Raw genomic sequence first — 14,110 nt, 5'->3', positions numbered from 1 at the left:
ATTATGGTGTTGATTACAAATAACTAGTCTTTGTTATTTGTATGCGACTTTAATCTTTGTTTTGGTCTATACTAAGCTGGAAATTACAAGAATTTAACAGGTTTCCCTCTTTTAAGGTCAAAATGCGAATGAAGCGTCCTTTTCTTATTGATCCAAAGCTGAAGACACTATCTTGTTCAAGCTTGGTACTCTGTGTCATTGCAAGCGCTGTTGCGCAGGCTGCAGAGACTAGAAAAGACATGGAAGTCATTAGTGTATACGCACAAAAGCGTCCTCAAGCAATTGAAGACGTTAGCGTGGCGGTGAGCCAAGTGAAAGGACAATTACTCAAGAATCAACATATTAAAGATTCAACTGAGGTTGGTTTATTCTCACCTAATGTAAAAATAACGCAAAACGCCGCAGAGGGGACACCCCCCGCAGTAAGTATTCGTGGGGTGGGCCTTCTTGACTACAACACCGCAAATACGTCACCTGTTGCCATGTATCTTGATGGTGTGGCCGTTGGCTCCGCCAATAACCAAATTGTGAATTTGTATGATATTGAGCAACTCGAAATTTTACGCGGCCCACAAGGGACTTTATTTGGTCGTAATTCAACGGGTGGTGCTATCCTTATTCGCTCAAACCGGCCTGAGCTTGATAGCTATGGATCATTGAGCTTAGGAGTAGCCAATAACAATGGCACGAGCCTCGATGGCGTGTGGAATCAGCAATTAACTGACTCTAGTGCATTACGTGTTGCTGTTAACTATCAAGACTACCAATACTCAACAAAAAATACCTTTGCAGACTCGCCAACGGCAGGCATGGAGCAAAAAAATGCCCGTGTATCTTTTTCGTCTGAATGGGATGAGGTTGATCTTTACCTGCAAGCGCATATTGAAGATTGGGACGGTATTGTCCAGCCTGTAGGGAGTATTGGTGTTGTAGCGAACCCTTTAACCGGTGAACTTTGTTCACCAGCAGATGCGGGGTCAACACGCTGTTCTGATAACTTTGGCTTTAATGATGGTAGTGATGACTTTTTTGAGGTAAGCGTAAATAATGACTCACCTCATAAATCTGATGGCTATGGCTTTATCGCTGAAGTAAATTGGCATGTAAACGAGCAAACTACATTTACTTCATTGTCGAGCTTTAATGATCTTCAAAGAAGCCATGCCTTTAATTGCGATGGTTCACCAGCTCGCTTATGCGAAGGGGTACTTGGGTTAGATACCCAAATGTTTAGCCAAGAATTTAGATTGTTAAATGAATTTGCAGATTACACGCTAACGAGTGGTGTTTATTTCGCGGATGAAACCATTGAGCAAGATAATTTAAATGATATTTTACGCGATTTTCGCGGCATTTTACCAACAAACTTAACTGCTACCTTTATCTACGATAATGAAATCAAGATGCAGAATTTGGCCGTGTTTAGCCAAATTGAAGTGCCTGTCGCAGAACAGTGGATGATTACAGCAGGCCTTAGATATGACTATGAATCACTAGAGTATGACTCAATCGCCACATTAAATACCGTGGTTGATGTGAACGATTTAACTGGTGTGCTGGTGCCATTTTACCGCGTTACTGATGAGCAATCAGATAACGGTTTTACAGGGCAAATTGCGATTAATTACCGTTATTCTGATGCAAGCAATGTTTATTATCGATTTGCAAATGGCAGTAAAAGTGGCGGCTACAATGGCGGCTTCTTATCATCTGAAGAACAAGCAATTTTAGCGAATTACGGTAAAGAGCGCTTGAATGCCCATGAAATTGGCTTAAAGTCGTACTGGCCTAAGCAACAATTAAGAATGAACTGGGCGGCGTTTTATTATGATTACAACGACCAACAAGTGTTTATGAACCAAGCGTCAGAAACACCGCAAATGCCGCCTGTGCAATTACTTGAAAATGTTGCTGATTCAATAATCTATGGTCTTGAAACTGAAATTAACTATCAAGCAACTAAGCAATTAGCCATGTTACTTGCAGTGGGTTATATCCCCCATGCAGAATTTGAGGACTATGTTGACCCACTTGGTAATAGCATTACCGATAATCAACTGCCTTTTACCTCTAAATGGAATGTATCAGCGGGATTAAAATACGATACCAGCTTGGCGTCGTATCCGTTATCGGCCAACATTATTTACGATTATCAGTCTGAGTTTTATTTTGACCAGAACATGAATCCCTATGCCCGCCAAGAAGGTTTTAGTATTGTTAATGCGCATCTAAAATACGATGTTGATAATTGGTCATTTACTTTGTGGGGCAAAAATTTATTTGATACTGAATACAGTCAGTTAAAGTTCGATTTAAGCTCGTTCCTAGGCATGCTTGAAGACTTTAAAGGAGAAGGGAGACGATATGGTTTTGACGTTTCTTTTCAATTTTAATTACCAGCAGGCTTGTTGTAGTGAAGGAGTCTAGTGAATGCGGTTAAAGCTGTGTATTTGTGGTCTGCTTTTTCTATTATTATGTTCTTCGGTCTTTGCACAAGAGACATTTGTATACACGAATGTCTCAGCGGAGCAAAACCTGCATGATGTTGGGCAAGTTTTAAGCGCAAATGATAATATGTTTCCGTCGTCAGTGGCTGAGATCTCTAAATGGCGCGCAAATAAAAAGCCACAATCTCGTATTAGCTCAGTCGGAGGCAGTTATTGGCTAATCGTTGAAATAGAAAATCAAAGTGAATTTGAAGATTTAGTACTTTATCCCTACAACACTCTTGTATCAAAAATAGAAAGTCGAATCTACGACATGACTGATCCAAACTCACCGGTTCAGCAGTTTGTTACAGGCGGTGTAAAACCAAATCAATTTGCCTTTCACTATGGTAACCGCTTATCTCTTGAAAAAGATAAACACTATACGCTAATCACTTATTTTGAAAGTGATTACTTTTATACCCCAGCAAAACTGGTACTAACACCTTATCAAGATTATTTTGAAACCATTACTCTTGAAAATATGATCATGATGCTCTGTTTTGGAGTGGGGATTGCGTTAGGACTTTATAACTTATTAATTTATTTAGTCTCACGTGATGTTACTCACCTTTACTATGCGTTATTTACGGCATCTTGGGTGTTTGCATGGAGTCATTTTTTTCATATATCAGACCAATTGTTTGGCTACTATAACCCGCACCTTCATTGGCTAGGTTTTGCCTTAACACCATTAACCAATATTCTGTTTTACAATAATTTACTCAAATTAAAAGAAACGTTCCCTAAGCTCGCTCAATTATCCTTAACGGTAGGGGTTATTGCGACTTTAGGCATCCCTTTTTGTGTTTTATGGCCAAGCTTTGGTTTTTATTGGGCGACATTAGTTACCGGTGTTGCTTTGTGTTTAGGCTTGTACATTGGTATTCGTTGTATGCTGATTGGCTTTAAGCCGGCACGTTATTTTGTGCTTGCCTATATTGCCATGATGCTACCGAACATGGTCGGGAATTTAACTAATTTAGGCTTGTTGCCAGCCACCTCAATTAATTTGTATTTATTGGGTTTGATAGGCACGGCAATGGACGCTATGTTGCTAGCATTTGCTGTTGCTGACAAGTTTAGGTTATTACATGATGACAACGTAGAGCTAAACAAAAACTTAGAAGAAAAAGTACAATTAAGAACCTTAGAGCTTGAAGAGTTGGCTGATGAATTACGAGATGCCAATGAAGCCAAAAGTCGCTTTTTGGCAAATATCAGCCACGAAATTCGTACCCCAATGACCTCAATAATTGGCTATGCAGACGGCATAATGCTTGGTGATATCAAGCCACATGAGCGTAATCATGGTATTGGCGTTATTTTACAAAATAGTCGCCATGTTCTTGGGTTAATAAACGATATACTCGATATGTCAAAAATTGAGGCAAACAAGCTAGAGATTGATTTAGTCGAAACAGATTTGTTTGCCACCATTGCCAATATTGAGTCGTTGATCGGTAAGCAAATACGCGATAAAGGCTTAAAATTCAGTGTGGATTATCAGTTTCCACTACCAGATTATATTATTACTGACCCAAGTCGTTTACGACAAATTCTGTTAAATTTAACTACCAATGCACTTAAATTCACACAAGTCGGCAGAATAACACTTACGGTTAGTTGTGAAAATGACGTGCTTTCGATCAGTGTAAAAGACACAGGTATCGGCATGACAGATAAAGAGCAGCAAGCTTTATTTAGTGCTTTTTATCAGGCTGATTCAAGTATTTCTCGCCAGTATGGTGGCACCGGGCTTGGTTTAAATATTTCAAAAAGTCTTGCTAAGAAGCTTGATGGGGATATCTTTGTTAAAAGCAATGTCGGTTCTGGCAGTGAGTTTATTTTTTCTATGTCAGTATACATTACCGATAATACTCGCTGGCTTAATGATATGAGTGAAGTTAGGCTCGTTGAAACCTCACCATTTAGTAAACTCGATGCGCCAGAAAATCTAAAAGGGCGCGTGCTACTTGCTGAAGACCACCCAGATAACCGACGTTTAATTGCAAGAATATTAGAGCGAATGGGCCTAACAGTGACCACAGTCGAAAATGGCAAAGACGCTGTGCAAGCGACCTTAGAAGACAGCTTTGATCTTATTTTACTTGATATTCAAATGCCGATTATGGACGGTCAAGAAGCATTAAAAATGATGCAGGCAACAGGTGTTACTGCACCTATCATTGCCCTAACAGCCAATACTATGAAACATGAAGTCACCCGTTATATGAAACAAGGTTTTAATGATTTAATAGCCAAACCAATTGACAGAAATGGTTTTAGCCACAAAATTGCCAGCTATTTAGATTGTGATGAATTGGCAGACATCAAGTTGCCCGAAAAAGAGTTTCAGGCCCTCAAAGATGACTATATTAAAGGCCTTGAAAGCCAGTATGTAGAAATGCGTGAACAGTACAAAAACATGGATATCGATGGTTTAAGTAGAAATGTGCATATGTTAAAAGGCGCAGCCAATATGTTCGAATGTGAAAAGCTTTATGTTAAGGCCGTTGCTGTAGATACTGCGCTCAAAAACGACACCGTCACGATTGATACACAACTTATCGCCTCGTTGTTCTGCGCGATGGAAGATGAGATAGCCAATGTCATTCACTAATAATTGATACATCAATTAGTTGAATGCTCGTTATTTCGCTATGAGCACAGACAAATTAGCTATTTCTTGATACTAATAATGTTAAAACATATTGCTTGGAAAGTTTGATGCAGTATCAACACATTTCGGTGCCAGCAAAGGGCGCACAAATTACTATCGATAGTAAAGGGCGATGGCATATTCCTGACAATCCGGTTATTGCTTATATTGAAGGCGATGGTGTTGGTCAAGATATCAGCCCAGTGATGCGTGATATTGTCGACGCTGCGGTGAGTCATGCTTATCAAGGTGATAAACAAATACATTGGATGGAAGTGTTCAATGGCGAAAAAGCTGCCGCGCTTTACGATGGTGATTGGTTCCCGCAAGAAACCTTACATGCTGTCAGGCAATATAAAATTGCTATCAAAGGGCCGTTAACAACTCCTCTTGGTGGTGGTTTTCGTTCTTTAAATGTGGCTCTTCGTCATGAGATGGATTTATTCGTAAACATGCGGCCCATTCGCAGTTACCCACACTTACCATCACCTTTAAAAGAACCTGAAAAAACCAATATCACTGTAATACGCGACAGCTCTGAAGACGTTTACTCGGGCATTGAGTGGCAGGCTGGCAGTATTGATAACGAGCGTATGCTTGATTTTTTGTGTCAAGAAATGGGTGTTACCCGACTTCGTTTTGATAACCAATGCGGCATTGGCATTAAAAATAGCTCGAAAGAGGCGGCAGAACGCTTGATGCGTTACGCTCTCAACTTTGCCCTTAAAGAGCACAGTGAATCCCTTACTGTGGTGCACAAAGGCAATGTACTCAAATTTACCGATGGCGCGTTTAAACGCTGGGCATTTGCACTTGCTGAGCAAGAGTTTAACGCTGTAGCGCATGAAAATGGTCGTTGGTTAGTGATCAAACGAGACGATCAAGATGATTTAATCATCAAAGAAGTGATTGCCGATAACATGCTTCAACAAGCGCTGCTCACCCCAGAGCAGTTCGATGTGGTGGTGACAACAAATCAAAACGGTGATTACTTGGCTGATATGCTTACAGCTCAGGTGGGTGGCGTGGGTATTATGCCTGCAGCAAATTTGAATAATGAAGTGGCTTTTTTTGAACCGACTCATGGTACATTTAATCGCATCGCCGGTGAAGACAGTGCAAATCCAACAAGCAGTATTTTAAGTGCGGTCATGATGCTACGTTTTATGGGCTGGCATCAAGCTGCGGATAGCATTGAAAAAGCGCTTGAACAGACGCTTAGCGCAAATGAAATGACGTTTGATTTAGCTAACCTAGTAGCCGGTGCGACGATGCTTAGTTGCAGTGATTTTGCAAAAAGCATCATCGCTCGAATAAGTAACCCAAATAATTAACCATATTAAGCGGCATTGGCATTTTTAACAGCGTAGACACATGGTTTACCTGTTAATTGTGCTGCACGTTGGTAAATGTGCTCTGCACCTGGTTCGTTACTTGTTATGCCTGTTAATGTGTCCATTAACGCTACCACTAAAATTGCCGGTACTTGGCAACAGTATTCATCGAGCACTGCGGTTGTAGTTTGCGCATCTACATGACAATGCGGGTGAGAACATACAGAGCTATATGCTTTTAACAGTGTGTCTGCTTGTAAAACATCATCATCTTGATGTTTGGTTTTACGGCATTGGCAGCCAAACTCATCAACCATCGTTGCCAGTGTTTGGTAAATTTCTTCGCAAGCTAAATCGCTTTTTTTACAAAGCTGCTGCTCGATGAATGAGTGTAATTGACCATTGATGTAAAGGCCGTCCTGTTGAGTGAATTGCGCTGAAGTTTCCATAATCATTTTCTCTTTGTTTATGTGCTTAACTTCACTCTAGCCCTTCACTCATTATTTATGAAATTGTTGTTTTCAATAACTGATATTGATTTAATCAATATTATGTTGTTTTTAGCGATCAGCCACCGTACCGGCAAAGGCAAGTAGCTCTCTGCGCAGCCACTGGTGCGGGTTTGCGTGATGTAACAAAGGGCTCCATAACATTTTCACTTCAATAGGAACTATTTGAAATGGCACTGGACTTATCACCAAATCAGTGTGTTTTGCTAATAACATGGCTTGGCGGCGAGGGAGTGTGGCGATAAGTTTTGGTGATTGGCACAGCAAGCTTGCCACCATGTAATGGCGGGTGAATACACGAATATTGCGGGTTTGTTCTAGTTGCCATAAGGCCTCATCGACCCAGCCGAGTTTTTGGCTGCCTGATTTATTCGTCACGGCCGCTTCTACGCCCCAACCAGCCCGATTCACCCAAATGTGCTCTTGTGCAAGGTAGCCTTCAAGGTTTTGCTGCTGTAAATAAGGGTTGTCTGGGTGTGTTAAGCAGCAGTAATTGTCGCGCCACACACTGGCTTGATGGAATGAGCGGGGTAGGCCGTTAAAGCGATTAATTGCAAGGTCGATGGTGCCTTTTTCCATATCCTGAAGGTTAACATCGCTTGGGCTCAAAATATCAAAATTAAGCCCCGGATTTTTTGCTAGTTGCTGGGTGATAAACGGCGCAATAAGCGTTGATTCAAGGTAGTCGTTTGCCATGATCCGAAACGTAATATTTGCTGTGCTCGGGTCGAATATTTCACTTGGCTGAGTAATTTCTTCGGCCATTTTTAACAGTGATTCTATTTCAGGTTTGAGGCTGAGTGCTTTTGCAGTTGGCGTCATTGTGCCTGCGGCTCTCACTAATAATGGATCATCAAATAAATCACGCAAACGTTTAAGTGCGTTACTCATTGCAGGTTGAGTCAAAGCCAGTTTATTGGCGGCTTTAGACACACTTTGTTCATCAATGAGGACATTTAAATACACCAATAGGTTGAGGTCGACGTGCCTAATATTCATTTGATCAATCTTATTTATTATCTTTATTAATTACCTAAATTAAAGCGCGCTTGCTATTGTGTGTAAACAAGGCAACTAAAATAATCAGCATAAGCGATAAAAATAATGCCACAGCAGAGTTCACATTTGGCTGTTAAATCACACAGCGAACAGTTAAATCAGGTCGTAGCGACTAAGCTTGCCCGTGCGGTGTATGCTGGCTTTGAGGCTATGTTTGCAGAATTTTTAAATATTACCCTCGGTGCGCAAAGTCGCTTTGAACAGCGCCAGTGGCATCAAGTTCAAGGGGCTATGAAATCGCGATTGCAGGTTTACGAGGGGCAAGTCAAAAAGGTAAGCCAAGCGGTAAAAATTATTGCTTATAGTGAAGTGGACGACCCAGCGCTTTGGCTATTAGCCAAACAAATATACGCAGAGATGGTGCAAAGCCACGAAAATCAGCCCATTGCTCATACGTTTTTTAATTCAACCTTCGGTGCAATCTGGGACTCTCGAAAAATCCGCAATGTGCACTTGTTTGTACTAAAAGCGCGCTATCAATTGGGGCCAAGGCCCTTTGATTCATTGGTTAGCCGTATTTCCCTGCAAAATGGCTTTGAAACTGCGATCAGCAGCTTGATCAAACGTCATGTGTTTCGCTCACAATACGCTAACTTTGCTGATGATGTTGCCATGTTACAGCGCACCTTGATTGCCGGAGCAAAACAGCAATGCCCACAAGTTTATGAGCTGCTTGCTCTTAACGATGGCTATATTGAATACGCTAATTCATTGTTTTTCAGAAATAAAGCGTGCTACATCATAGGTCGTTGTATTGCTAAAAATGGCGATAACATGCCATTTGCGATTGCGCTATTAAACAGTGAAAAAGGTCTTCATATTGATGCTGTAATGATGGGAGCTGATCAACTCAGCTTGTTGTTTGGCTTTGCGCGTACTTATTTTATGGTCGACACTGACCAACCCGCCCGATATGTTGATTACCTCAGTGTTTTAATGCCTCATAAGCAACGTTTTGAGCTGTTTAATGCCATAGGCTTTATCAAACACGCGAAAACCGAGTTTTATCGTTATAAAGTTGATACCACGCGTAATAGCCCCGTTGACGATAAATACATACTTGCGCCGGGTACGCCGGGCATGGTGATGCTGGTATTTACCACCCCAGGCTCAGATTATGTGTACAAGGTAATAAAGGATAAATTTAGTGCGCCAAAAACGGCCACCAAACAACAAGTAATGGCCAAGTACGACTTTGTTAAACAAGCCGACCGAGTAGGACGGCTAGTCGATACCCATGAATTTCGCTATTTAGCGTTTGATTTAAGCCGATTTAGTGATGAGCTTATAGAAACTATGCAGCAGCAAATTGCTGATAGCCTAGTGATTTCGGGAAATGCACTTATTTTGCGCCATGTGTATGTAGAGCGCAAAATGACACCGCTTAATTTGTACATCAACGACTGTGATGAGCGAAAACTGCAGCAAGTTATGGTTGATTACGGTAAGGCAATAAAAGAGCTCGCGGGGGCTAATATCTTTCCCGGTGATATGCTGATGAAAAACTTTGGTGTTACACGTTGGGGAAGAGTGGTGTTCTATGACTACGATGAAATTTGCCCTTTGACAGAGTGTCAATTTAGAGAGCTGCCAAAAACAGAGGATTCATTGGATGAACTCAGTAGCGAGAGCTACTTCGATATTGCCGAAAACGACGTATTTCCGAGCCAGTTTAAAGTGTTTTTTAGTGCCAATAAGCGGGCCTTTGAGCACTTTAATGCAGCCCATCAAGATATATTTACAGCTACTATGTGGCAGCAACTCCAAGCGGCTATAAACGATGGGCAATTGCTTGATGTATATCCTTATAAACAGTCTTGGCGTTTTTCTTCGATGAGAGCTCAAATGAAAAAATCTCATCCTACAACTGTTTAATAGGAACATAGTGTTAGCGTATGCTATTGAAAAATTGCTAAGGAACGCACTATGAAAAACACACTGTTATTATCGAGTTTATTTATTTCGTCTATGGTAAGCGCCAATCCGTTATTAGGTAGCTGGCAATTTGTTGAAGGCAAATATGCAACCAATGACGGCTATGTGACGGCAAAAGCGCCAGAAATTACCTCTGTTAAACTGATTACACCCAGTCATTTTAGCTATATCACCCAAAAGCAAGGCAACTTTCATTATGCTGGTGGCGGCAAATATGTTTTGCAAGACCAGCAATTTATCGAAACTTTTTCCTATGGTAATGTACCTTCATTACTTGGTAAGACCATGGCATTTGATTACAAAATAGAAGGTGATTTGTGGCACCACACCTTGTATGAAAATGGCAAATTAGTCGAAGCTGAGGTCTGGCAACGAATTAAATAGAAGGTGATATGCGTTATATTAAGCACGAAGACTCACAGTTACATTTTGCGCAAACAGATAAACCAACTCTAAAAGATAACGAAGTTCTTATTGCTGTAGCGGCGATCGGCGTTAATCGCGCAGATTGTTTACAGCGACAGGGCAAATATCCAGCACCCAAAGGTGACAGTGAAATATTAGGTTTAGAATGCGCCGGAACCATTGTTGAGCAAGGTAGTGCAGTATCGGGTGACCTGCTTAATAAGCGCGTTTTTGCCTTGTGTGCGGGTGGTGCTTATAGTGAATATGTTGCCGTTGATGCTGCGCAAGTGATGCCTTTACCAGATGCAATGAGCATGGCACAGGGCGCAGCTATCAGCGAAGTATACTTAACGGCTTTTTCTGCCTTATTTCAATTTGGTCAGCTTAAAGCAGGGCAAACGGCACTGATCCATGCGGGAGCCAGTGGTGTAGGTGGTGCGGCAATTCAAATGGCAAAGCGCGCAGGCGCTCAAGTAGTGATTACCGCGGGCAGCGATGAAAAGTGCGAGCATGCCAAGCAGCTTGGCGCAGACCATACTATCAATTATAAAACCACCGACTTTGTAGAATATTTTAAAGCTAATAATTTACAGGCCAATACCATTGTTGATCCTGTATCAGGAAGCTATTTAAATAAAAATGCTGCTGTTGCAGCCATGGATTGCCAAATTGTGATGTTAGCATTTTTAGATGCACGCTTTGCTGAGGTTGACTTTGCAAGGCTGCTTAGTAAGCGGATTTCATTTCATGCATCAACGTTACGGAACCGTTCAATTGAATTTAAGCGCGATTTAAAAGAGCAGTTTATATCGCGCTTTTATGATGATTTGGCTAAAGGGTTGTTCGATTGCAATATCTATAAAACCTTAAATTGGCAAGAGGCAAATGAGGCGCACCGCATTTTAGATAACAACGAAAATTCGGGAAAAGTGGTTCTGTTAGTTGAATAACAGCAATTTGCCCATATTATTGGTTTTATTAGTAGTTAAAAGTAAAGGTTAGTATGAACCCAATTATTGCAATGCTCAAAGAGCACAATGTCAGTGATGAAAAAGTGCGTGAGCTGTTCCAAGCGTTTATGGAAAACCCAATGATGGCAATGGGTTTGGTTCAACAGTTAGGTATTCCACCAGAGAAGCTTCAACAATTGATGGCATTAGTGATGACTCAGCCACATCTTATTAAAGAAGCGGCTGAATCAGTTGGCATCAGTGATGATGAAGTTGAACAAGCCAAAGCGCAGTTCAAAAATCAGCAGTCATAAAATTGAATGATTCGAATTGAAAAAAGGTTAGCTATTTGGCTAACCTTTTTTGTTAGTATTATTGATACGAAAACACGTCGTCCAGTTTTTTATCAAACAACTGTGCAATCTTAAAAGCCACCTCAAGAGAGGGGGAATATTTACCTTTTTCAATCGCTACAATGGTTTGCCTTGAAACACCAACAGCCTCTGCTAATGCTTGCTGAGTCATTTCATTGTGATGAAATCGAAGTTCTCGAATGGTATTACTGAGCTGTTTTGTCATTTAGCTGTCTCTTCGATATAAATACGCTTTGCTAGCAATAGTAATAATTTCACTCACTAAAAAACCAATAATAAGAAAGTGCATAATATTATATAGATCAGAGACCTCAGGTAACAGCATACGTCCAGACACACGCTCAATTTGCGTTGTTAAAAATACACACATTAAAATAATTGCAGAGCAAAACCAATGACCAAGTTTGGTGCTTTTTAGCTCAATAAGCTTATCGCGCTCATCATCTCCTAAGTCTGCTTCTTTGTGTTTAATAGCCGCAAGCAGAGATTGCATAATGATCTCTAAGATCACCGCTACTACAACAACCTTATACAAATAAGACACCATGGTATCTTGGTTAAGCTCACCTGCAGCTTGAAGTGAATTAATCCCTAAAAGGTAATAGCTTAAAAGGCCAATGGTTACCACTAAGGTGCCCCAAATTGTCATTTCTTTGTAGCTCATCGTTATTATCCAATGTAAAAAATATTTGACTTGATGTTAAGTAAACTACTCATTACTTGTGGTGTCAAATAATTTTGACATCATGTATGGTATTTTTATCATTGACGTATTTCGTTACATTTAGTTAAGAACTAATTCGAACCGCAGTGGCTCTTATGAAAACAAACAACAAATAAGGAACGAATATGAACTGGCTTTTGAAAGTATGGAAAAATAACCGCTCTTTGATTTTATTTATCTGCTTGATGAGTGTTTTTAGAAGTGCGGTGGCTGATTGGTATGAAGTGCCAACAGGTTCAATGAACCCGACCATCGTTGAAGGGGATCGAATTTTAACGGATAAAATGGCTTATGATCTGCGTGTGCCATTTAGTCATATTTCTCTAATGCGCACAGATGAGCCAAAAGCCGGTGATATCATTGTATTTGACTCTAAAGCTGCAAATAATCGCTTAATAAAGCGTGTCGTTGGCGTGTCGGGAGATACAGTGACATTAGTAGATAATAAATTGATCATTAACGGCAAAGCGCTTGATTACGAACTAGATAATGATGAGCAACAGCAGCAGACACTTATTGAAAACCTTGCTGGTGTTCAACACGCTATTCAAGTATCAAAAACGCCTTCGGTGATGCAGCATTTTGCCCCTGTCGTTATCCCCAAGGACATGTATTTAGCGATGGGCGATAACCGCGATAATAGTGCAGACTCGCGAGTAATTGGCTTAGTGCCTCGCAGTGAGTTATTAGGTAAAGCTAAAAGAGTGCTTGTATCACTCGATTATGATGATTATTACTTACCTCGAAAAGAGCGGGTTTTGCATGATTTATACTTAGCACCTTAGCTAAACAAAAAAACCGTTGTGCCTAGACACAACGGTTCATTTATAAGCTAGTAATTGTGTAATTACATTACACGCATACCAGGCTCTGAGCCTTCATCTGGGTTAAGAATATAAATTTCTTTACCGCCAGGGCCTGCTGCTAATACCATGCCTTCAGACATACCAAAACGCATCTTACGAGGCTTAAGGTTCGCTACCATAACCGTTAGCTTGCCTTCGATGTCTTCTGGTGCATACGCAGATTTAATACCTGCAAATACTTGGCGCGTTTCGCCACCTAAATCTAAAGTTAGTTTTAATAACTTATCTGCGCCTTCAACATGTTCTGCTTTCGCAATTTTCGCTACACGTAAATCAACTTTAGCAAAGTCGTCAAATTCGATTTCAGGGCTGATTGGCTCTTTAGCTAGTGGGCTGTTTGGATCAATCTTGTCTTTTTCAGCAACTAGGCTTTCTTTTGATTCTTCAATCATTTTGTTTACTTTATCCATTTCAACACGTTGCATTAACGGTTTGAATTTATTGATTGCGTGACCAACAAGCGCTGTTTGCGCGCCTTGCCATGTTAAACCGTCGTTTAAGAAGGCTTCAACGTTTGCTGCCATACCTGGCAGAACAGGCTTTAAGTAAGTGATAAGTACACGGAACATATTCAAACCAAGTGAGCATACATCGTGTGCTTCTTGTTGTTTTGTTTCGTCTTTAATTAACACCCACGGCGCTTTAGCATCGATGAATTGGTTTGCTTTATCAGCAAGGGCCATGATTTCACGAATTGCACGGCTGTAATCACGGTTTTCATAGTGATTTGCGATGCTTGCAGAAGCTGCTTGGAACTCACCTAATAGCGCTTCGTCCATTACGGTGTCGCTAAGCTTGCCATCAAA

At 40.8% G+C, this 14,110-nt stretch carries 13 protein-coding genes; 8 read left to right on the top strand and 5 right to left on the bottom strand.

What is annotated here, in order from left to right; translation table 11 throughout:
• Positions 1-128: 128 nt before the first annotated feature.
• The 3 genes from L1267_RS18720 (at position 129) to icd (ending at position 6,482) form a co-directional block, all read left to right on the top strand.
• Positions 129-2,393, top strand: coding sequence for a TonB-dependent receptor (locus tag L1267_RS18720; protein ID WP_235383756.1), 2,265 nt, complete (start codon positions 129-131; stop codon positions 2,391-2,393).
• A 37-nt stretch (positions 2,394-2,430) separates the two neighbouring features.
• Positions 2,431-5,109 carry a 7TM diverse intracellular signaling domain-containing protein gene (locus L1267_RS18715; RefSeq protein WP_235383755.1) on the top strand — a complete coding sequence of 893 codons (2,679 nt, stop codon included), beginning with the start codon at positions 2,431-2,433 and terminating at the stop codon, positions 5,107-5,109.
• A 107-nt stretch (positions 5,110-5,216) separates the two neighbouring features.
• On the top strand, positions 5,217-6,482 hold the full coding sequence (icd, locus tag L1267_RS18710) for an NADP-dependent isocitrate dehydrogenase (protein ID WP_235383754.1): 1,266 nt from the start codon (positions 5,217-5,219) through the stop codon (positions 6,480-6,482).
• 5 nt (positions 6,483-6,487) lie between these two features.
• Here the strand turns inward: icd and L1267_RS18705 are convergent, their stop codons facing one another.
• Positions 6,488-6,931 carry a hypothetical protein gene (locus tag L1267_RS18705; protein WP_235383753.1) on the bottom strand — a complete coding sequence of 148 codons (444 nt, stop codon included), beginning with the start codon at positions 6,929-6,931 and terminating at the stop codon, positions 6,488-6,490.
• A 111-nt stretch (positions 6,932-7,042) separates the two neighbouring features.
• On the bottom strand, positions 7,043-7,990 hold the full coding sequence (locus L1267_RS18700) for a LysR family transcriptional regulator (protein WP_105180795.1): 948 nt from the start codon (positions 7,988-7,990) through the stop codon (positions 7,043-7,045).
• 105 nt (positions 7,991-8,095) lie between these two features.
• Here L1267_RS18700 and aceK point away from each other — a divergent pair, with 105 nt between their 5' ends.
• Genes aceK through L1267_RS18680 form a run of 4 tightly spaced genes read left to right on the top strand, consistent with a single transcriptional unit; the run spans position 8,096 to position 11,654 of the window.
• Positions 8,096-9,925 (top strand): bifunctional isocitrate dehydrogenase kinase/phosphatase, encoded by a 1,830-nt coding sequence (aceK, locus tag L1267_RS18695; RefSeq protein ID WP_235383752.1) that lies wholly within the window; start codon positions 8,096-8,098, stop codon positions 9,923-9,925.
• 51 nt (positions 9,926-9,976) lie between these two features.
• Positions 9,977-10,369, top strand: a complete 393-nt coding sequence (locus L1267_RS18690) for a hypothetical protein (protein ID WP_171040403.1) — start codon at positions 9,977-9,979, stop codon at positions 10,367-10,369.
• Between the two features lie 8 nt (positions 10,370-10,377).
• A complete protein-coding gene (locus L1267_RS18685) occupies positions 10,378-11,340 on the top strand; it encodes a zinc-binding dehydrogenase (protein WP_235383751.1) in 963 nt (320 codons plus the stop codon).
• A gap of 53 nt (positions 11,341-11,393) precedes the next feature.
• On the top strand, positions 11,394-11,654 hold the full coding sequence (locus tag L1267_RS18680) for a DUF2999 family protein (protein WP_054561248.1): 261 nt from the start codon (positions 11,394-11,396) through the stop codon (positions 11,652-11,654).
• A 58-nt stretch (positions 11,655-11,712) separates the two neighbouring features.
• On the opposite strand, the gene L1267_RS18675 is transcribed toward L1267_RS18680, so the two are convergent.
• Positions 11,713-11,919, bottom strand: a complete 207-nt coding sequence (locus L1267_RS18675; RefSeq protein WP_054552938.1) for a helix-turn-helix transcriptional regulator — start codon at positions 11,917-11,919, stop codon at positions 11,713-11,715.
• Positions 11,920-12,378: a hypothetical protein gene (locus tag L1267_RS18670; RefSeq protein WP_235383750.1), complete on the bottom strand. Its 459-nt coding sequence runs from the start codon at positions 12,376-12,378 to the stop codon at positions 11,920-11,922.
• Positions 12,379-12,563: 185 nt separating this feature from the next.
• Here L1267_RS18670 and lepB point away from each other — a divergent pair, with 185 nt between their 5' ends.
• Entirely contained in the window at positions 12,564-13,223 is a 660-nt protein-coding gene (lepB, locus tag L1267_RS18665; RefSeq protein ID WP_235383749.1) for a signal peptidase I, read from the top strand.
• A gap of 62 nt (positions 13,224-13,285) precedes the next feature.
• Here the strand turns inward: lepB and metG are convergent.
• Positions 13,286-14,110, bottom strand: an 825-nt coding sequence (gene metG, locus L1267_RS18660) for a methionine--tRNA ligase subunit beta (RefSeq protein ID WP_235383748.1), incomplete at its 5' end; no start/stop codon positions are given.

This window comes from Pseudoalteromonas sp. OFAV1 (genome assembly GCF_021532595.1).
GTDB lineage: Bacteria > Pseudomonadota > Gammaproteobacteria > Enterobacterales > Alteromonadaceae > Pseudoalteromonas > Pseudoalteromonas lipolytica_C.
Note: the sequence above shows the minus strand (reverse complement) of the source record. Positions and strands in the feature narration are given on the sequence as shown.

Bases quoted from the DNA above. Each gene is read 5' to 3' on its own strand.
- L1267_RS18720 (WP_235383756.1), top strand. From the start codon at position 129: ATGAAGCGTCCTTTTCTTATTGATCCAAAGCTGAAGACACTATCTTGT.
- L1267_RS18715 (WP_235383755.1), top strand. From the start codon at position 2,431: ATGCGGTTAAAGCTGTGTATTTGTGGTCTGCTTTTTCTATTATTATGT.
- icd (WP_235383754.1), top strand. From the start codon at position 5,217: ATGCAGTATCAACACATTTCGGTGCCAGCAAAGGGCGCACAAATTACT.
- L1267_RS18705 (WP_235383753.1), bottom strand. From the start codon at position 6,931: ATGGAAACTTCAGCGCAATTCACTCAACAGGACGGCCTTTACATCAAT.
- L1267_RS18700 (WP_105180795.1), bottom strand. From the start codon at position 7,990: ATGAATATTAGGCACGTCGACCTCAACCTATTGGTGTATTTAAATGTC.
- aceK (WP_235383752.1), top strand. From the start codon at position 8,096: ATGCCACAGCAGAGTTCACATTTGGCTGTTAAATCACACAGCGAACAG.
- L1267_RS18690 (WP_171040403.1), top strand. From the start codon at position 9,977: ATGAAAAACACACTGTTATTATCGAGTTTATTTATTTCGTCTATGGTA.
- L1267_RS18685 (WP_235383751.1), top strand. From the start codon at position 10,378: ATGCGTTATATTAAGCACGAAGACTCACAGTTACATTTTGCGCAAACA.
- L1267_RS18680 (WP_054561248.1), top strand. From the start codon at position 11,394: ATGAACCCAATTATTGCAATGCTCAAAGAGCACAATGTCAGTGATGAA.
- L1267_RS18675 (WP_054552938.1), bottom strand. From the start codon at position 11,919: ATGACAAAACAGCTCAGTAATACCATTCGAGAACTTCGATTTCATCAC.
- L1267_RS18670 (WP_235383750.1), bottom strand. From the start codon at position 12,378: ATGAGCTACAAAGAAATGACAATTTGGGGCACCTTAGTGGTAACCATT.
- lepB (WP_235383749.1), top strand. From the start codon at position 12,564: ATGAACTGGCTTTTGAAAGTATGGAAAAATAACCGCTCTTTGATTTTA.